Source organism: Paenibacillus sp. FSL L8-0158, from assembly GCF_038592965.1.
GTDB classification, from domain to species: domain Bacteria; phylum Bacillota; class Bacilli; order Paenibacillales; family Paenibacillaceae; genus Paenibacillus; species Paenibacillus polymyxa_D.
The window spans coordinates 1,229,546-1,248,141 of the sequence record NZ_CP151949.1 but is presented as its reverse complement, the minus strand read 5'-3'; the positions used below and the strand labels follow the sequence as shown (position 1 = coordinate 1,248,141).

18 protein-coding genes are annotated in these 18,596 nt (G+C 47.1%); 5 read left to right on the top strand and 13 right to left on the bottom strand.

Annotation, left to right across the window (positions count from 1 at the left end; translation table 11 throughout):
• The first annotated feature begins 59 nt into the window (after positions 1–59).
• Positions 60–1,328 carry an MFS transporter gene (locus NSQ68_RS05585; protein WP_307348240.1) on the top strand — a complete coding sequence of 423 codons (1,269 nt, stop codon included), beginning with the start codon at positions 60–62 and terminating at the stop codon, positions 1,326–1,328.
• 101 nt (positions 1,329–1,429) lie between these two features.
• Here NSQ68_RS05585 and NSQ68_RS05580 read toward each other — a convergent pair whose 3' ends face one another.
• Positions 1,430–2,344: an EcsC family protein gene (locus NSQ68_RS05580; RefSeq protein WP_342428243.1), complete on the bottom strand. Its 915-nt coding sequence runs from the start codon at positions 2,342–2,344 to the stop codon at positions 1,430–1,432.
• Between the two features lie 133 nt (positions 2,345–2,477).
• On the opposite strand from NSQ68_RS05580, the gene NSQ68_RS05575 reads away from it, so the two are divergent.
• Complete coding sequence (locus NSQ68_RS05575; RefSeq protein ID WP_342429079.1) at positions 2,478–2,954, top strand: GNAT family N-acetyltransferase; 477 nt, start codon at positions 2,478–2,480, stop codon at positions 2,952–2,954.
• Between the two features lie 64 nt (positions 2,955–3,018).
• On the opposite strand, the gene NSQ68_RS05570 is transcribed toward NSQ68_RS05575, so the two are convergent.
• On the bottom strand, positions 3,019–3,444 hold the full coding sequence (locus tag NSQ68_RS05570; protein ID WP_039269466.1) for an Lrp/AsnC family transcriptional regulator: 426 nt from the start codon (positions 3,442–3,444) through the stop codon (positions 3,019–3,021).
• 162 nt (positions 3,445–3,606) lie between these two features.
• Here NSQ68_RS05570 and NSQ68_RS05565 point away from each other — a divergent pair, with 162 nt between their 5' ends.
• Both NSQ68_RS05565 and NSQ68_RS05560 read left to right on the top strand, forming a co-directional pair.
• Positions 3,607–4,359, top strand: a complete 753-nt coding sequence (locus NSQ68_RS05565) for an MBL fold metallo-hydrolase (RefSeq protein WP_342428242.1) — start codon at positions 3,607–3,609, stop codon at positions 4,357–4,359.
• 76 nt (positions 4,360–4,435) lie between these two features.
• Positions 4,436–5,335: an SDR family oxidoreductase gene (locus NSQ68_RS05560; protein ID WP_029516135.1), complete on the top strand. Its 900-nt coding sequence runs from the start codon at positions 4,436–4,438 to the stop codon at positions 5,333–5,335.
• 105 nt (positions 5,336–5,440) lie between these two features.
• Here NSQ68_RS05560 and mmsB read toward each other — a convergent pair whose 3' ends face one another.
• The 7 genes from mmsB to NSQ68_RS05525 form a co-directional block, all read right to left on the bottom strand.
• The gene (gene mmsB, locus NSQ68_RS05555) at positions 5,441–6,604 is read right to left on the bottom strand and encodes a multiple monosaccharide ABC transporter permease (protein ID WP_068938496.1); all 1,164 of its coding nucleotides are present in this window, start codon (positions 6,602–6,604) and stop codon (positions 5,441–5,443) included.
• Positions 6,588–8,138, bottom strand: coding sequence for a multiple monosaccharide ABC transporter ATP-binding protein (gene mmsA / locus NSQ68_RS05550; protein ID WP_342428241.1), 1,551 nt, complete (start codon positions 8,136–8,138; stop codon positions 6,588–6,590). The genes mmsB and mmsA overlap by 17 nt, the downstream gene beginning before the upstream one ends.
• Positions 8,139–8,170: 32 nt before the next feature.
• Entirely contained in the window at positions 8,171–9,256 is a 1,086-nt protein-coding gene (chvE, locus tag NSQ68_RS05545) for a multiple monosaccharide ABC transporter substrate-binding protein (RefSeq protein WP_220027190.1), read from the bottom strand.
• Positions 9,257–9,726: 470 nt separating this feature from the next.
• Positions 9,727–9,930, bottom strand: coding sequence for a helix-turn-helix transcriptional regulator (locus NSQ68_RS05540; protein ID WP_342428240.1), 204 nt, complete (start codon positions 9,928–9,930; stop codon positions 9,727–9,729).
• A gap of 501 nt (positions 9,931–10,431) precedes the next feature.
• Positions 10,432–10,824 carry a VOC family protein gene (locus NSQ68_RS05535; RefSeq protein ID WP_342428239.1) on the bottom strand — a complete coding sequence of 131 codons (393 nt, stop codon included), beginning with the start codon at positions 10,822–10,824 and terminating at the stop codon, positions 10,432–10,434.
• A 338-nt stretch (positions 10,825–11,162) separates the two neighbouring features.
• On the bottom strand, positions 11,163–11,489 hold the full coding sequence (locus NSQ68_RS05530) for a nucleoside triphosphate pyrophosphohydrolase (protein WP_342428238.1): 327 nt from the start codon (positions 11,487–11,489) through the stop codon (positions 11,163–11,165).
• A 75-nt stretch (positions 11,490–11,564) separates the two neighbouring features.
• Positions 11,565–12,104 carry a hypothetical protein gene (locus tag NSQ68_RS05525; RefSeq protein WP_342428237.1) on the bottom strand — a complete coding sequence of 180 codons (540 nt, stop codon included), beginning with the start codon at positions 12,102–12,104 and terminating at the stop codon, positions 11,565–11,567.
• Between the two features lie 353 nt (positions 12,105–12,457).
• Here NSQ68_RS05525 and NSQ68_RS05520 point away from each other — a divergent pair, with 353 nt between their 5' ends.
• Positions 12,458–12,805: a helix-turn-helix transcriptional regulator gene (locus NSQ68_RS05520; protein WP_029516129.1), complete on the top strand. Its 348-nt coding sequence runs from the start codon at positions 12,458–12,460 to the stop codon at positions 12,803–12,805.
• A gap of 42 nt (positions 12,806–12,847) precedes the next feature.
• Here NSQ68_RS05520 and hcp read toward each other — a convergent pair whose 3' ends face one another.
• The 4 genes from hcp to NSQ68_RS05500 form a co-directional block, all read right to left on the bottom strand.
• The gene (gene hcp, locus NSQ68_RS05515; protein ID WP_190298761.1) at positions 12,848–14,140 is read right to left on the bottom strand and encodes a hydroxylamine reductase; all 1,293 of its coding nucleotides are present in this window, start codon (positions 14,138–14,140) and stop codon (positions 12,848–12,850) included.
• Positions 14,141–14,284: 144 nt separating this feature from the next.
• Positions 14,285–15,586 carry a response regulator gene (locus NSQ68_RS05510; protein ID WP_342428236.1) on the bottom strand — a complete coding sequence of 434 codons (1,302 nt, stop codon included), beginning with the start codon at positions 15,584–15,586 and terminating at the stop codon, positions 14,285–14,287.
• Positions 15,537–17,558 (bottom strand): sensor histidine kinase, encoded by a 2,022-nt coding sequence (locus NSQ68_RS05505; protein ID WP_342428235.1) that lies wholly within the window; start codon positions 17,556–17,558, stop codon positions 15,537–15,539. The genes NSQ68_RS05510 and NSQ68_RS05505 overlap by 50 nt, the downstream gene beginning before the upstream one ends.
• A complete protein-coding gene (locus NSQ68_RS05500; RefSeq protein ID WP_307348196.1) occupies positions 17,539–18,546 on the bottom strand; it encodes a substrate-binding domain-containing protein in 1,008 nt (335 codons plus the stop codon). Before NSQ68_RS05500 ends, NSQ68_RS05505 begins: the two co-directional genes overlap by 20 nt.
• Positions 18,547–18,596: the final 50 nt, after the last annotated feature.

Below are 18,596 nucleotides of genomic sequence, written 5' to 3'. Positions count from 1 at the left end.
TTGCTGCAAACGGATCGCTTCCTATATCTTAAAATATACATACATATTCGGAGGTTGCCATGACTAGTAAATCTGCTACAAAAAATGAAACGGGCCAATCGCTCCCCCTCCCCGGGCCGCAAGTGAAAGGCACCGTTTTTGCGATTCTGATTGCGATCAGTTTCGTCCATCTGTTCAATGACTCGATTCAATCGGTCATTCCAGCGATCTTTCCGATCTTAAAGGAATCTATGAGCCTGAACTTTACACAGATCGGCTGGATTTCATTCGCAATCAATTTCACAGCTTCGATCATGCAGCCTGTAATTGGCTTGTTTTCGGACAAACGACCTACGCCCGCTATCCTTCCCATAGGTATGGGCTTTACGCTGACCGGCATGCTGCTGCTCGCCTATGCTACCGATTATAAAGCGGTGCTAATCGCAGTCATCTTTGTGGGTCTGGGCTCGGCTGCCTTTCACCCGGAAGGCTCGCGCGTATCCCATATGGCGGCAGGATCACGCCGGGGCTTAGCACAATCCATTTTTCAAGTTGGCGGCAATGCGGGCCAATCACTGGCGCCGATGCTCACGAGCTGGATTTTTATCCCGTTGGGACAATTTGGTGCGATCTGGTTCACAGGTATTGCGGCAGTGGGAATTGTGGTGCAAACGTTCATCGCCCGCTGGTACGGTAACGTCCTGCGTACAGAAGGCATTGCACGCAAAAAAGCGGTGGCACGCCGCATGAAGCCCGAAGTGCGTAACCGTGTTATGTTTGCCATGATTGTCCTCATTCTACTGGTATTCGTTCGTTCGTGGTACTCGACCTCGGTCGGAAGCTACTATTCGTTTTACCTGATGGAAGTATTCAAAATGCCATTGGCTGATGCACAGCTTTACATTTTCCTGTTCCTCGGAGCTGGAGCGCTGGGCACCTTCTTTGGCGGTCCTCTGGCGGACCGTTTTGGTAAACGCAATATGATTTTCCTGTCCATGGTATTAGCTGCACCACTCGCGTTGCTGCTGCCTTATGCCAACCAATTCTGGACGGCAATCCTGCTGGCGATTATCGGATTTATTATGCTATCTAGCTTTTCGGTCACAGTCGTATATGCGCAGATGCTCGTGCCTGGTAAAATCGGGACCGTGTCCGGTCTCATTACAGGTCTGGCTTTTGGCCTTGGCGGTGTAGGCGCGCTCGTACTCGGCAACTGGATCGACAAAGTAGGCATCACCAACATCATGTTCCTGTGCGGCTTTTTGCCACTGCTTGGCATCTTAACCTTCCTGCTTCCTACAGATAAAACCCTGAACCGCTGGGCGGAAGAAAATGGAGCCGAAGTGTAACAGGCTAACGTGTGGCGGCCATCCTGGCCGCTGCACACCTTTATAGCCAACTCACGTGTTTCCTCACGAAAAAAATTCCCCCGTTTACACCTAAGTTGCAATCAGTTCTCTTCTTCTGCCAAACGCATCAAAATCCGACGCTTCCGATAGAGCATTTTCCCTGCTTCAGCTACATCACTAATAGCGCTTCGATTCGCGATGGAGCCGAACAAAATACCCGCAATCGGGACCATTTGAAGCAGCTTTTTCCATCCAAACTGATCGCGATAGGTGTTAATGACCTCTCTCCACCCCTGTATCTGGGAAAATACCTGCGCCTGACGTGAAGGATCATCAAACAAGGCCAGCTCCTCTAATACAGCCTTTTTGCCCACAATATCGGATGAAGCAAATTGCATACATTTAATAATAAAAATGCGTTCCTGCTTATCATGGGGATTAAAGCCATAACACAAGGCTATTTCCTGAAGCACTTTGAGTGACAAGCCGAGCAAAAGAGGAATATCCGCCGCAATCGTAAACACACCGCCAATTCCCGTTGTTGCTCCCTGAGCGGTAGCAAAGGTAATGCGACCCGACGTCATATCGTCAGCGGTCTGATCCATGATCGTTAGCGGGAGCTCAGCCGCCTGCTTCAACTCCCACGTAGGTTCGGCACTGCGTTCTGAATCAGCATTTTCCCCGGCACGAGACAGGTCCTGCGTATCCGAAGCGGAATCTGCGTCATTTTGCTGAATGACATGCTCATGGGCCGTCTTGTTCAGCCTGTTCAGAACCGTTTCTTCCTTCACCAAATATTTGCCGCCGTTCTGAATGAAGCTGCCCAGCTCATTAAGCAGTTGCTCCAGCTTGTCTTTAATGATTTTGGGCGTCAGTCGATCCAGCAACATAAAAGGCCATCTGCCGATTTTTTCCCAGAAAAAAATGTCCTTCTGTTCCTTCTCCCATTTTTCAATATTCTTCAACTCATGACGCAATACGTCCTGGCTTTCCCGATATTTTGTAAGCTGCTTCATAAGCGTAGACGTCTCCTTTTGACTATGCTAGTTTATGTATGAGTAATACGTATGCAAGGCGAGTTCAGGTTTCTTTTTTTAGCAAACTAGATGATATAGTCAGTTAAAAATTCGTACAGATCGGGGTGTAATGATGAGTATTGTAGAGCTTGTCCCTTACCATTGTGGGCATGATGCCATTTTACATACCTTCTACTTACCTGAGGAGCAGAAGCAATTTACTGGAATGCCGGATGAAATGCTGATACTGGCCAAGGAAGATCCGCACCGCCATCCTGTCGTGATTACGGCTACTAGAAGACCCGTTGGATTTTTCATTTTATACGATGGGGATGAATTAGCGGACTATACGAATACTTCTGAGGCACTGCTGCTACGCGCATTCTCTATTCATTACTCAGATCAGGGACAAGGATTCGCCAAAAAAGGGTTGCTTCTACTACCACAGTTCATCGCTAGACACTTCCCACATATTCACGAGATTATACTGGGCGTCAATGCCCGTAATTTGTCTGCCCAAAGTCTGTATCGCAAATGCGGCTTTATAGATGAAGGTAACACTAAAATGGGACAACACGGCTTGCAGCATATTTTTAAAATGAGCCTATAACGTTGACTTCGATAGCCCTCGCGCAAATATAAAAACTTTCGGTTTGTGCCGAAAGCTTTTATCGTTAAATTTCGCCAATTGAAAAACTCAATTTGTAATTACCAAACTTCGTAAGTTCATCCAGCATGGTATTTAACTCTGTCTGTGAGGACATGCGCACCCGCATCCAATAACAGCCCTCCCCACTCACCCGATGGATTTCAACAATATAGGGATGCTCCCGTGCAAAAGCCTGGAAAGCACTGTGCGTCGTTCCTGAATTCAAAAAAACCGTAATAAAGGCATGAATCGTCTGTCCAATTTTTTCAGGGTTCCAGCGCAGCGTATAGCCTTCGATAATGCCCGCATCCTGCATTTTTCGAACACGCGCCCCTACGGCTTGGCCCGTCAAGTGAACAAGCTGACCGATCTCCTTGTGCGATAAAGAGCTGTCTTCAATTAAATGATGAAGAATGCGCAGATCGGTGTCATCAGGTACGAATAGTTCCATAGTTATTATTTTTCCTTTCATGATGAAACGAGAATGCTGGTTTTCCTTTCAGCAGGCCGTAGCCTGTAGCTCCTTGCGTCAGATATGATTGTAACAGAAACAAAGAACCACCGAAAATACACTCGGTCCAAAAACATTCACTACCAAAAGGAGCTTCCATATATGAAAATCACACTAATCCGCAACGCAACCTTATGGCTGGAATACGCTGGAGTAAAATTTCTGATTGATCCGATGCTGAGCGATGCTGGCGCAAATCCGCCGGTCCCCAATACGGAAAATGCCCGCCGTAATCCGCTGGTTCCCTTGCCGCCACAATGGCAGGCACTCGGACAGCCTGACGTTGTGATTGTCACACATTTACATCCCGATCATTGGGACCCGGCAGCAGTACGCTGGTTGGACAAACAAATTCCCGTCTTCTGTCAGCCCGGAAATGAAGAACAAATCACTGCTGATGGTTTTACACAGGTTACTCCGATTCAGTTGGCTGGTTCTGTGGGAGAAATTGAGATTATCCGTACAACCGGGCATCACGGCACCGGAGAAATCGGAGAACAGATGGGACCCGTATCCGGCTTTGTTTTTCAAGCTCCAGGTGAGCCTGTCGTCTATTTGGCCGGGGATACGATCTGGTGCAGTGAAGTTGCGGAAACACTGGATAAATACCGCCCTGACTGGACGATCGTGAACGCTGGAGGAGCTCGATTTACGGTGGGTGATCCCATTATTATGACTGCCCAGGATGTAACGACGGTAGCACAACATGCCCCTTATACACAAATCGTGGCTGTCCACATGGAAGCAATCAATCATTGTCTACTAACTCGCTCAGAGCTTACGGAACATATCAACCGTGAAGGTTTAAAGGGGCGCATCCATATTCCGGCAGATGGAGCGACGGTTTCGGAGTAAGACGATCGTCCTGAGTCACCGTTTGCGCCTATTTTGAATATATTGGATTTCAAAACGTATAAAGAAGGGATTATCAATGAATTGGCAATATCCTTATTACGGTACAGAAACCCAATGTAAAGAAGTTCCGATTACTTTTCCTCCCCAGCATCAATATAGACAGCCGGGGTTGGAATACCTGATGGTTCCACGCCCTATTTATGATAATCCAAAGTATATCGGCACTGGAAAGCTTCAGGATCGGGTGGCTATTATTAGCGGTGGGGACAGTGGCATTGGTCGCGCGGTTGCAGTGGCATTTGCCAAGGAAGGGGCCGATGTGGTCATTGCCTATCTCGATGAGCATCGAGATGCTATGGAAACCCGTGATGTCATTCACAGGCTTGGCCGACGTTGTTTGTTAATTCCGGGTGATCTAAGACTAAAAAGCAACTGCTGTCTAGTTGTTCAACAAACGATGGAAACCTTTGGTCGTATTGACATCCTGATTAACAACCTAGGTATTCAGTTTGTGCGCGAATCGTATCTGGATATCAGTGAGCAGCAACTTCGTGATACGTTCGATACGAATATTATTTCCTTCTTCCATATGACTACAGAAGCATTGCCGTATATGCGGGCTGGGGCCAGCATCGTCAATACGGCATCGGTGACAGCCTATGTTGGTCAAAAGAATATGATCGACTATTCAGCTACCAAAGGAGCTATCGTCAGCTTCACCCGCGCTTTGGCTAATAATCTGGTCGATCAGGGTATTCGTGTGAATGCCATTGCTCCCGGTCCGATCTGGACTCCGCTGAATCCGGCCACACAGTCGCCTGAAGTCATTCGCACCTTCGGCAGCAATACACCAATGAAGCGTGCCGGGCAGCCTTATGAATTGGCTCCTGCCTATGTGCTGCTGGCTTCGGATGACGGTTCCTACATTACAGGCCAAACGCTGCATATAAACGGCGGCCAAATGGTCACGACTTAGTTTCGTTGGCTGATGGCCACAAGACCCAACAAGCAAGAAAACCTCCAGCATCCACATTTCTAGTGGAACTGGAGGTTTTCTTGTTTTACGATATCGAATCTGAGCTTAAGCAGATCTTTTGTTTTTGTTGTAAATATCGAAGGCAACCGCCAGCAGCAGTACCAAGCCCTTGATTCCTTGCTGCCAGTCAATACCCAGACCGATCAGAGACATACCGTTATTCAGTACGCCCATGACCAAACCACCGATAATGGCTCCAAAAACGGTTCCGATCCCGCCGGATGCGGAAGCTCCACCGATAAAGCAGGCTGCGATGGCATCCAGCTCAAAGTTCGTACCCGCTCTCGGCGTAGCCGCGTTCAGACGTGCAGCAAAGATCAGACCGGAAATGGCGGCCAGCACACCCATGTTGACGAATACCCAGAACGTTACTTTTTTCGTTTTGACACCGGACAGACCCGCTGCCTTTTCATTTCCACCCAACGCATACACATGCCGTCCCATAATCGTGCGGTTCATGACGAAGGAGTACACAACAATCAGTATGAACAGCAGCACGAGAATGTTAGGTATCCCCGCGTAGCTCGCGAGCATAAAGGTGAACAGATTGATGACCGCAGCTACCACAATCAACTTGAGTACAAATAATGTCTGTGACGGAACCTCAAATCCATATTTAAGCTGAGAACGACGTTCGCGAATTTCGTTCACGATAAACCATACCGTGAGCGCAATGCCGACAATGATGGATACCAGGTTATAACCGGTAGATGAAAAATCCGGCAGGAAGCCTGAGCTGATTTTCTGGAATCCCCCCGGAAATGGAGAGATCGATTGGCCTTCCAGCACGATCATGGTCAATCCGCGGAAGAGCAACATCCCCGCCAATGTAACGATAAATGCCGGAATCCGTACATAAGCGACCCAGAACCCTTGCCATGCGCCGATTAACGCCCCGACCAGCAAAGATGCAATGACAGCGATCCATGCTGGAAGCTGCCAATCGACCATCATTATGGCGGCAACCGCACCGACAAAAGCGGCTATGGAGCCGACGGACAGGTCAATATGTCCAGTGATGATGACCAGCACCATCCCGATGGCCAGCACGAGAATATAGCTGTTTTGCAGAATCAGATTGGTAATATTAATCGGCTTCAACAGCAGGCCGCCCGTCAGCACCTCGAACAAAATCATAATGACGACCAGCGCAATCATCATGCCATATTGGCGGATGTTATTTTTAAATAGTTTAGTTATGGTTTCCATGCTTCACGCCTCCTGACTTGGTCATATATCTCATCAACGTTTCCTGCGACGCGTCCTCACGGCTAACCTCTCCAGTGATCCGCCCAGCATTCATGACATAAATCCGGTCACACAAGCCTAGTACCTCTGGCAGCTCGGACGAAATGACCAGCACTCCCTTGCCTTCAGCGGCAAGCCGATGAATAATCGTATAAATTTCATATTTGGCGCCTACATCAATGCCGCGTGTCGGCTCATCCAGAATCAGAATATCCGGTCCGGCGAAAATCCATTTGCTTAGCACCACCTTCTGCTGATTGCCGCCACTCAGATTACCTGTTTTCTGTAAAATACTCGGCGCTTTGATGTTCATGCTTTTTTTCATTTCCTCTGCAATGACGACTTCCTCCTGCTCATTGACGACAGCGCCCTTCGTCAGCTTGTTCAGGCCAGTCAGCGAAATATTACGCTTGATATCATCCATTAGGATGAGGCCATACTCCTTGCGATCCTCTGTTACATAGGCAAAGCCGTTGTTGATCGCGTCCGTAACCGTGTTGTTCTGGATCGGCTTGCCGTCTTTAATCAGCTGACCGGAAATGTTGCGTCCGTACGACTTGCCAAAAATGCTCATCGCCAGCTCGGTCCGTCCCGCTCCCATCAACCCGGCAATCCCGACAATTTCACCGCGACGAATATTCAAATTCACCTGATCCAGCACCTTGCGGTCTGCATGATGCTCGTGATATACCGTCCAATCCTTCACTTCCAAAATGACCTTGCCAATCTCGGCATGACGCTCTGGATAACGGCTGGTCAGATCACGTCCAACCATCCCACTGATGATCCGATCCTCCGTAACCTCATCCTTTTTCATATCCAGTGTCTCAATCGTCTTCCCGTCCCGCAAAATCGTAATCGAATCTGACACCTTCGCGACCTCATTCAGCTTATGGGAGATGAGAATGCAGGAAATACCCTGTCTTTTAAATTCCAGCATCAAATTAAGCAGATTTTCACTATCATCCTCATTCAACGCCGCTGTCGGTTCATCGAGAATAAGCAGCTTCACCTTTTTTGAGAGCGCTTTCGCAATTTCGACCAGTTGTTGCTTCCCGACCCCGATGTTCGTAACTAATGTATTGGGATTCTCACTCAAACCGACCTTGGACAGCAGATCGCGTGTACCCACAAAAGTCTCTTTCCAATCAATCACACCGCCGTTGGCGCGCTCGTTGCCCAGATAAATATTTTCCGCAATCGAGAGATACGGGATCAGCGCCAGCTCCTGATGGATAATGACAATGCCCAATTCCTCGCTCTGCTTGATATCCTTGAATTCACACGTTTTGCCCTGGAAAACAATATCCCCTTCATAGGTTCCATGCGGATATACACCGCTTAGTACCTTCATCAGCGTCGATTTGCCCGCACCGTTCTCACCGCACAGGGAATGGATTTCGCCTTCCTTGACCTTGAGATTTACATTTTCCAATGCCTTCACGCCGGGAAAGGTTTTGGTAATTCCCTTCATTTCCAAAATGATTCCAGTCATGGGATACGCTCCTTTCGGTTGGATTCCTACTCTTATTTCAGTCCGATTTGCTCTTTGGTGTAATAGTGACTGCCGACAATATCCTTCTCCACATTCGTTCGATCCACCGAGATCGGATCAAGCAAGTAAGCAGGAATGACCTTTTTACCGTTGTTATAGGATTCCGTGTCATTTACTTCCGCTTGCTTGCCCTGTAAAATGCTGTTGGCCATCACGACCGTTTGCTCAGCCAGCTTGCGGGTATCCTTAAATACAGTTTGCGTCTGCTCCCCAGCCACAATGGACTTGATCGAAGCCAGCTCCGCATCCTGCCCTGTAATGATCGGCAGCGGCTTGTTCGCTGATCCATATCCGACCCCTTTCAGGGATGAAATGATACCGATGCTAATGCCGTCATACGGGGATAGTACCGCGTCCAGATTGGCCCCCGAATAGTAGGCACTCAGCAGATTATCCATTCGCGACTGGGCCAAAGCTCCATCCCACCGCAGTGTAGCGATCTGCGCCATCGTCATCTGTTTGCTGCGCACAACCAGCTTACCGGAATCGATATAAGGTTTCAGTACAGACATCGCACCATTAAAGAAGAAATAAGCGTTATTGTCATCCGGTGAACCACCGAACAGCTCGATATTGAAAGGGCCTTTGCCTTCCTTGAGTCCCAGCTTTTTCTCAATATACGCCGCCTGTAGCACGCCCACCTTGAAGTTATCGAAGGTCGCATAATACGTCAGATACGGTGTGTTGCGAATCAGACGGTCGTAAGAAATGACCTGAATGCCTCGATCGTGTGCCTTCTGAATCACATCCGTCAGCGTGTTTCCGTCGACCGAAGCGATCACCATAACATTGACGCCCTTGGTGATCATATTTTCGATTTGGGAGATTTGGTTTTCCACCACGTCCTCGGCGTACTGTAAATCCGTTTTATAGCCTTGCTCCTGAAACAACCGGACCATATTCTCTCCGTCCCCTACCCAACGCTCGGACGATTTGGTCGGCATGGAAATGCCCACATAGCCTTTTTCCTTGCTGCCCGTTCCACTCTCCGCTAAATTACAGGCCGAAAGCATCAGGGCCAAAACCAGAAGCCATACGACAACAGCTCCTTTTTTCATATGAAGTTCCCCTTTCCTCATGTGATGCGGGTCATTTTGAAGGTAAGGATTTTGCAAAATCCTCAGGTTAGTGCTGATTAGAATCGAAATGAGATAGCGCTTACATAAGTGAGGCAATGAGTGCCTCTCCTTTTTTTATGTGCAAACACATGGTATCATTCCAGGCCGGGAAAGGTCTTTGCTGGTTTTGAACTTTTTTTATAAAATTTTAACCTTTGTGAAGGGGTAAGGAGACGGGATTGGATTTGAGGAGAATGGAGATTGTCGGGAGATCGCTCATATTATTTGAAAACGCAAAAAGACTTTGGCCTTCTTACATTTGGCAAAGTCTCAATTTGTAGAATCATTAAATCGGCTATCTAAAGAGTTCACACAGACCCAGGCTCCAACGGAGCCACAGCTTGAATATTTAGGTTATACGACGGAATCACTTCTTCGATCAATCAGAATTCTTCCTTGATCTTGATCTGTCATTGCTCTGCTATGTGTTCCAATAAATCTCCTGGTTGACAACCTAAAGCCGTACATAATTTATCAATTACTTCTAATGACACATATTCATTCGTATTGAGCTTCGCCATTGTAGCAGACGAAATCCCCGTCATTTTAAGTAAGTCCTGCTTTCTAATTTCCCTGTCGATCAATAATTTTTGAAAAGGTTTGTAACTAATCATCTGTTATTCCTTTCACACATAAGTGAATTTTCTTTAATTATATGAAAGTATATTTTCTTTATCAAAAACAACTCCAGCTACAGCCAGTTCTCATCCGAACGGAATCTTTACTTCAAACAGTTACATGAACTACTACCAGAAGATATACAAAAGACTCTATTCCTTTTTGATGACGCAGACCTTTCTGTTCAAGCTATTTTAGAGCGTGAAATCTATTTGCAAGGTTTTAAAGATGCTCTTCATCTACATAACGAATTAGATTTATCTTTAGATTGAGAGCCTTCTGGCTCTTCTTCAATTTTAATTCTGTCGTATAACGTTGTTGTATTCACGAAACGACCCAGCCTTAGATAGCTCTTATCTTAGGCTGGGTCGTTTGTTGTCTGAGCTTCTTCCATGATTATACATCTGACAACCGAGGGGCGATAGGCCCGATGCGTGAATACTATGTTATGAGATTTTGGGGCCTTCTCAGAGTGTGCTAATCGAATTCTTATTTGCTTATATCCAGACTTTCATCCGTTCATCTAAATTAGATGTATGTAGTTCCAATTCAATACCATCCGGGTCTAAAAAGTTTATGCTCCATCCTCTTCCTCTTTGTACTGGCCCTCTTACTATGGTTATATTCATTTTCTCAATCTGTTCTACTGCTTCTTGAAAATCCTCCTCACTTATATAGAATGCTACATGATCTACTCCGCAACTTTTCTGTTCTGTGCTTCCTAAATTATTTCTCTGTATCAGGCATATCCAAGCTGTTCCCCATTCCAGATATGCATCCGTCTTCCCTTTATGCCTTAACCTCATCTTTAACGAGTTGCAGTAAAAATTTAATGATTTTTCTAAATCATTTACGTTCAATGTTATATGACTAAAACCTAAAACTTTCATTTTTCTCAGACCTCTCTTACAAGTTTTCAATCTTTGCCCCAATTTCTCATAGCGTCTTATTTACGAACTTCGTGAAACAAGGAAAATAATAAATTAAACGAATCATCGCATTTGAAATAGTCCTTTTGAATCATGTTTATATTGTATCATCAAATGGAAGAATATTACGACTGCTAACTATAGTTAAAAACAAAAAAATCTTGCCTTCACAACAGAAGATTTTTTGAAAAATTGATTCACACGAACATCTCATCAATGGCATGTACGTAAGAATCACCGAGCGTTAACTATACATAATATATAAGAAAATAGGTTTATTCCATGTGTACTACTTGATATTAAGCTTCATCCACATCAATTAAAAACACCCGCTCCTGGAATCCGCCCCGTGCCTCGGCTTTGTCTGCCCGGAGCTTGTCCAGCTCTGCTGCATTCGCTCCATGTGCTTCTGCCAGCGCTCGGATGACTTCCAGCATATCCGCCAGCTCTTCCAGCGCATCCTGATCTTTTTCCGCTTCAAAATATTCCTCGGCTTCTTCACAAAGCTTCGTTCGCAGTTCCTCTTTATACTCCTCTGGTTCCAAGATACGTGTCCGACATTCCTTGCCCTGAGACATAATGAGGTGCGGAATCCGATCCCGCACCAGTTTGTTGTATGTAGGCATATGAAATAACACCTTTCTGATGTGGAAGTGTTAGTTATCATCCAACATCTTCCTTTTCATCATTATATCATTAGCTCAAAAAGAACCGGGTATTATTGATAAAAGATCTACCGATTCATTGTACGAATTTTCTTTATAAATAGATGGATACCGCTTAGACGGATCAGCTACGATCCGCTGTGACAGAGACTCTAGAATAGAGTCCGTTTTATAAAGCAACTTGTCTACTTCCTCCTGTCTCATCGTCTCATCGGATGCTTCATCCTCTCCCGAAACCAGATAATGTACCGTACCGATAAACAGCACCATATCTAAATTGGGCTCAGCATCTGTGTGAATTAAAGGGAATAGGTCAGTCATGGATCGAATGTACGATGGAATGATTTGGTTTCGATGAACATACATGGCCTTAGCCATAGAAAACATCGCTCGATCACAAAGAATGAGGCAGTTTTGAAACTGATGATGGTCGCGCATCATCTGTGCAAGCTTGATCTGGTATTCGGCAAGCTTTTGAAAATCCATCATGCAATTGAATATGTAGGTGTCGCTGTACTTAGGCAATTTGAAATCGGAATCATTATGTAGTTGGGGACTTAAGGAGTAATGTTTCATGGGGAATCAACTCCTGAATTAAAATTTCATAAATAAGGGTTTTGCAAAATCCTGAAACAAATGTGAGCAACGTAGCACAAATATGTAACCATCAAGATGTATAATTTTCTAGCTACCGGACAAGCTTCCTAATAAATATTACTATATAGTAGTTTTTAATTCAATTTACTTACTAACACTTATTAATTAGATGTAACTCTTTCTCTACACTTCTAACTAGAGGATTTTGCAAAATCCAACAAGCGACTTCCAATAATAATATATAGGTCGTGATGATCTAGTTCGTCTATATATTGCACTTTGGAGCGATTGGAATCGATTTTGTAGAACCCTTACTATAGAGAGGTGTATTCATGTCAGAACTTTTGGAATTAGTCGGTACACGTATTCGAGATATTCGAAAGTCTAAAGGGCTTTCCCAGGAAGCTTTAGCCGAAAAAGCAGGATTCAATTCGAGTTATATTGGATTCATTGAGCGAGCGGAGAGAAATATATCTTTGAAAAATCTGGAGAAAATAGCGAAGGCATTGAACGTGGGCGTCTATCAGTTGCTTACATATGTGAAGGACAATGATGAGCTTACCGAAGAACATTCAAGTATAAAAACCATTTTAACTCTCCTAAGAACTCGTGAATCCAAAGATACTGAACTGGCATTAAAGATTCTTACGGACATCTTTATAAGAATCGATGAACGATGAAACAAAAAAGGAACTGCGCTTTGCAGTTCCCCAATTAACCTCTTACGACAACGCCAACATCGCTTTCATATCTTCCTCTGCGGTCGTAATTAGCTTCAAGCCAAACATCTCCACTAGTACATCCAGCACGCCAGAAGAAATGAACTCAGGCGGCTTCGGCCCAATGCGAATATCCTGGATGCCAAGGCTGAACAAGCCCAGCAGAATGGCAACCGCTTTTTGCTCAAACCAGGACAGAACAATGCTGACAGGCAGCTCGTTCACCGTACAGCCGAAAGCATCCGCCAATGCCAGAGCGATTTTCACGGTAGAACCCGAATTGTTGCATTGCCCCAAATCAATATAACGCGGAATGCCGGTATCTCCAACGGTACCATAATCCACGTCATTAAAGCGGAATTTACCACAGGACGTGGTCAGAATGACCGTATCATTTGGCAAGGATGTAGCTAGCTCGCGGTAATAGTTGCCGCCTTTGCCCGGTGCGTCGCAGCCTGCAATAACGAAGAAACGGCGGATATGTCCGTCTTTAACGGCCTGAATAATCTCAGGAGCCAGCCCGATGACCGTCTCGTGATGGTATCCCGTCGTAAGCACCTGCTCCGAATCTACATCTGCGGCTGGCAGTGCTAAAGCACGCTCGATCAATGGAGAGAAATCGTCGTCCATGATCTTGGCTACTCCCTCCAGCCCGGCTACTTCATAAGAGAAGAAGCGGTCTGCATACGTGCCTTTAATCGGCATAACACAGTTCGTCGTAGCCAGAATTGCACCTGGGAACTCTTCGAATAGTCTACGCTGATCGTACCAGGCTTTACCGATATTCCCTTTGAGATGTGGATATTTCTTCAATGCTGGATAACCGTGGGCAGGCAGCATTTCCGAGTGAGTATAGATATTGATGCCCTTGCCCTCTGTTTGCCGTAGCAATTCCTCCAGCGCATATAAATTATGTCCGGTCACGACGATGCATTGGCCTTCGATTTTATTTTGGCTGACAGTAATTGGCTGCGGAATGCCAAAACGATCCGTATGCGCACGATCCAGCACATCCATGATCCGTACAGCCGCATTTCCGACCTTCATCGCCATTTCCAAATGCTCTTGTACATTAAAGTTAGAATTCGTTAAGGTCATATATAACGCTTCATGCGTGATGCGATCTACCTCAGGATCGGTATAGCCCAACTGGCGAGCATGTGTCGCATAGGCAGCAATCCCTTTTAATGCAAAAATCATCGTATCCTGCAAGCTCGCTATCGTCTCATCTTTCCCGCACACCCCAACTACTTTACACCCGCCACTCGGCGTCTGTTCACACTGATAACAAAACATATCGTTTTCCTCCAAATATTTATAGATATTTGTTCGTTATCCCCAGCGTAACAAACCCCTGAATGCGTAGGTGTGATTACACACACATTTTTTAGCATTTATCATAATAAGACAATGTAGGACAATTCCACATTCCAATTATTCCTATTCCAACGAATTTTCCTGAATTCCCCCGCCTTTACGGTACTGCACAGGAGACACGCCCATGGTCTTTTTAAAAGCGGTGCTAAAATAGTGCTGACTGTCGTATCCCGTACGTTCCGCTATATCATAGATAGACAACGTTGTGGAATCCAGCAGTTGCACCGCTTTACGGATACGGGCACGCGTGACGAGGGTCACGAAGCTGTCGTTGAGCTCCTTTTTGAGCACACGGCTGAGATATACGGCGGATACTTGTAGTCGCGAAGCAAGGGTTTCCAACGTCAGCTCCCGATCGGCGTAACCTTCCTGAATGAGCTGCCGTGCCCGACGTACGATGGGAGACAGCTGCGATTCACCATACACTCGATCCCGACTCACCCGGTACGCATCAATTGCGCCTTCCAGCCCACCCGCGTTGGATTCCACATGCGTATGAACCGCTATATTCAGGTAGCGTCCAATCGCCTGCTCCATGGCAGCGCCAATCGTCTCGGGTGCCTCCTGCCACAGGCATATGCCGATCAGCCCGTTCGCATCGCGGAACAACACATGCGGTCGGTCCTCCAGCAGTTCGCCAATAATATTTTCAGCGGCAAAAAGAAACAACTGGCGGTCATTCTCGCGCATAATCGTCTGCCGGGCCTCTGCCGCAGGCCACCGTACGACACCGATCTGAGCAGGCGGCCGCGATGGAAGCCGTAAAAACGCCAATTGCTCCATGACGTCTTTTCCCGTGTGTTGCCCTTCCAGCCATTCCAGGCAAAACCGCTGGCGCAGCAGCGGAATATTCCGTTCAATCTGTCCGGCGGCTTGTTCTACATAGGCGGCTCGTTTGTGCTCTTCGTCCATTCGCTGACGAAGCCGCAACAACGCAGCATGAAGCTGATCCGCATCTACCGGTTTTAAAATATAATCCTCTACGCCAAGTCGGACAGCCTCCTGCGCATAAGCAAATTCATCATGCCCGGAAATGATCAGACAACGGCATTCTGGACGTTCTTCCCGCAGCCGCCGAATCAGTTCAATCCCGTCCATGAACGGCATATTCATATCGACCAGTACGATGTCAATACTAAGCTGATCCACCAGTTCCAGCGCTTCTTCTCCGTCCTCCGCCTCTGCTGCAACTTCCATAGCCAGAGCCGCCCAGTTTATGCAATCTCGTATCCCCTCTCGGATGATCGGCTCATCATCTGCGATCAATACTTGGTAACGTTTTGCTGTGCCTATGGTCACTTCTGTTATGGCCTGGTCAATCAGACTCGCCGTTGTCGAGTTGTCTGTGGCCTTTGATTTCGTCATCCTGACCCTCTCCTTTTTCATAAGGCTTCTTCAGTTGCGCCATATCCAGCAGCAACGGATGAGTGATCGTCACGCAGGTACCTGTCCCTTCTGTGCTCTCCAGTACAATTCCATATTCCTCACCAAAAGACAGCCGGATACGCGCTTGTACATTCAGCATGCCATAGCTTCTGCCATGGGTACTAACTCCCTTTTGCTGCTGCTTTCCTTCCATTGCTTCCAGGGGTATTTCCAGCCATTCACGCAGTTCACGCAGACGGCCTGCCGTCATCCCTGCTCCATCGTCACGTACCGTCAGCAGCAGCTTGTCGCCCTCAGCTTTAGCTTCTATCCAAATCATGCCTGGGCCTCGTCTGGCCTTGATGCCGTGATAAATCGCATTTTCCACTACAGGCTGAAGTATTAACTTCAACACGAACAGATCCTTTAGCTCGTCGGGTACATTCAATTCCCAGCGAAGTCGGTCACGATAGCGGGTTTGCTGGATTTGCATATAGCTAGATATATGCTCAATCTCGGAGCGCAGCGGAATAAAGTCATCTCCCTTGCTCAGCCCGAGACGGAACAATCTCGATAGCGCTCCTACCATGTCAGATACGTCGTCTGCTCCATTTCTTCGGGCCATCCAATGAATCGTATCTAGCGTATTGTATAGAAAATGGGGCTTAATATGCTCCTGAAGGCTGCGCAGCTCGGCATCCCGTTTTTGCCGTTCCCTCAGTTCGCTAAGTGACATGAGACGACGAATTTGCTCCAGCATCCGGTTAAAGCTCCGCCCCAACATTCCAACTTCATCCCCACGGTCACTCCATTGGCGAACTGTGAGATCCCCTGTCTCTGCTGTCCGCATATAGGACATCAGCCGGAAAATTGGCTGCGCAATGGAACTCGACAATCGCAAGGATGCCGTTAAGCCAAATAGACATACAATGAAGACAAAACAGACGACATAGAATTGAATTTGCCGAACTTCCAGTGTAGATTCGCGTGCCGGGAATACCCCCACTGTTCTCCAGCCCGTGAACTCGGAAGCCCTGAACATGAACAGCAATTCCCTGCCCTCAGTTTCACGGGTAAACATCCCGCTGTCACCTGCCCCGAACCATTGCGGCGGAATGCGCTCAATCAAAGGCATATCCGGCCTGTACACGCTACGTCCCTCAGCATCTGTCACCATTAAATACCCGCTTTTGCCCAAGGTTACATCTCTGGCGGCCTGCGACACAGCCCGTAGCTTGAGGTCAATCATAATCGCGCCTAGCACGCGTCCGGTTTCCGAATCCGTAACCGAACGAACGACGGAGACAATTTCGCTGTCCTTGTACCGGACATGAGTGGTCACATTACGGTGGCTCGGCTGTCCTAGCACAGTGAATATGCCTGCATGCTGCGCCGCCTGTTGGTACCAATCTTCTTCCGTCAGGCTACGCGTGCTTCGAGCATACATTTCGTTGCTGATATAGTCGCCTTTTTCGTTCACGATCAGAATCCCTGCAATTTCAGGATATAACGTAGTATAGCCCTGCAAAAATTGCTTCATTTTATACAGCGTATCCTGTTCCTGTACAGAACTTAATGCCTGCTTGGAAGTGAGAGTCTGGTTTTCCGGTGTTATTACACTCGCATGACCCGCGTGGCCGTCAGCCAGCGTCTTCCCTTTCCAGAACTCCCCGATATCGGGGTTAAAAGCAATCAGATACGTCATGTTTTGCAAATTTTCCATTTTGGTGTCCAGCGCTTCGTTCACCTTGCCAATCAACTGCATCGTATGATTTTCCACCTGCCGCTCAATAATCCGTTCCACCGTCCAATTGACCAGCAGACCTAATCCCAGCGAAGGCACAATGCCAAACAACAGGAACAGCAGCATGAGCTGATAGCGTAAAGGCATATTGCGCAAGCGTAATCGTGGCATCGTTTGGCGCACCCCTAATTGGATACGCTCCCAAAATTTATTTCGCATAATAATCATCTACATTCGCCCGGGTGACCACGGAAATCCCAGTATCTACCCGCACGGGCAGCGGAGTGTTGTCTCCAGAGGAAGAAGGTGCAGGAATTGTTAAATGATGATGCAGATGGAACAGATATTGAAGCGACCAATAGCCCATATTCCATGTTCCCTGGGCAATCGTCGCCGAGATCGTCCCACCACGAATCATATCCAGTGTCGCTTTATTCGTATCAAAAGAAATGATTTTCAGCGGATGGCTATTTTTTTGACTCAGTACCGCTTCACCCACACCTGTTCCTCCCGTTGCATCGGTCACAAAAATGCCCGCCAGTTTCGGATAAGCTTTCATCAGCCTTTGCGACTCATCCCGGGAGACCATCGCGTCTGCACGGCCATCTGCCACTTCCACCACCTTCATGGCAGGATACTGCCGCCTAATGGTATCGCGAAAACCACGCGAGCGTTCTTCATGATTTTGCTGACCGGGTAGCGTCAAAACGGCTACCTCCCCTTCTCTGCCCAACAGCTCTGCCATTTTATCTGCAGCGGTCACGCCCGCCTTATAATTATCCGTGCCCAAAAAAGAATACGCCCGGCTCCCCGGCGCTCCGGCATCAAACAGCACCACAGGAATGCCCGCATCCAGCGCCTTATTAATCACCGGAATCAGAGAGTGAGGATCAATCGCGGAAATCGCAATCCCTGCGGGCTTACGAGCAATCGCCTGCTCAATAACGGTCGTCTGCTCCTGCGCATCATAACGGGTAGCTCCCCGATACTCCACAGTCACTCCCAAAGCATCTCCTGCATCCTCGAAGCCCTTGAGCCCGCTTTTCCAATACTCCAAGCCAGACTGGAAGGTAATCATCATATAGGTTTCTCCGATGCTGCCTCGTAGCCCCTTATCTTCCCAAGTACCATTCAACGGGCCAGTTTGTTCATACCTGAACACATAGAGAGCAAAGGCCGCAATCAACAGCATATATACCAGCAGCGTTTTTTTCATCCTTCCTCTCCTCTTCCTGTGTGTATCCTTAAGTTATAAATTCACTTTAA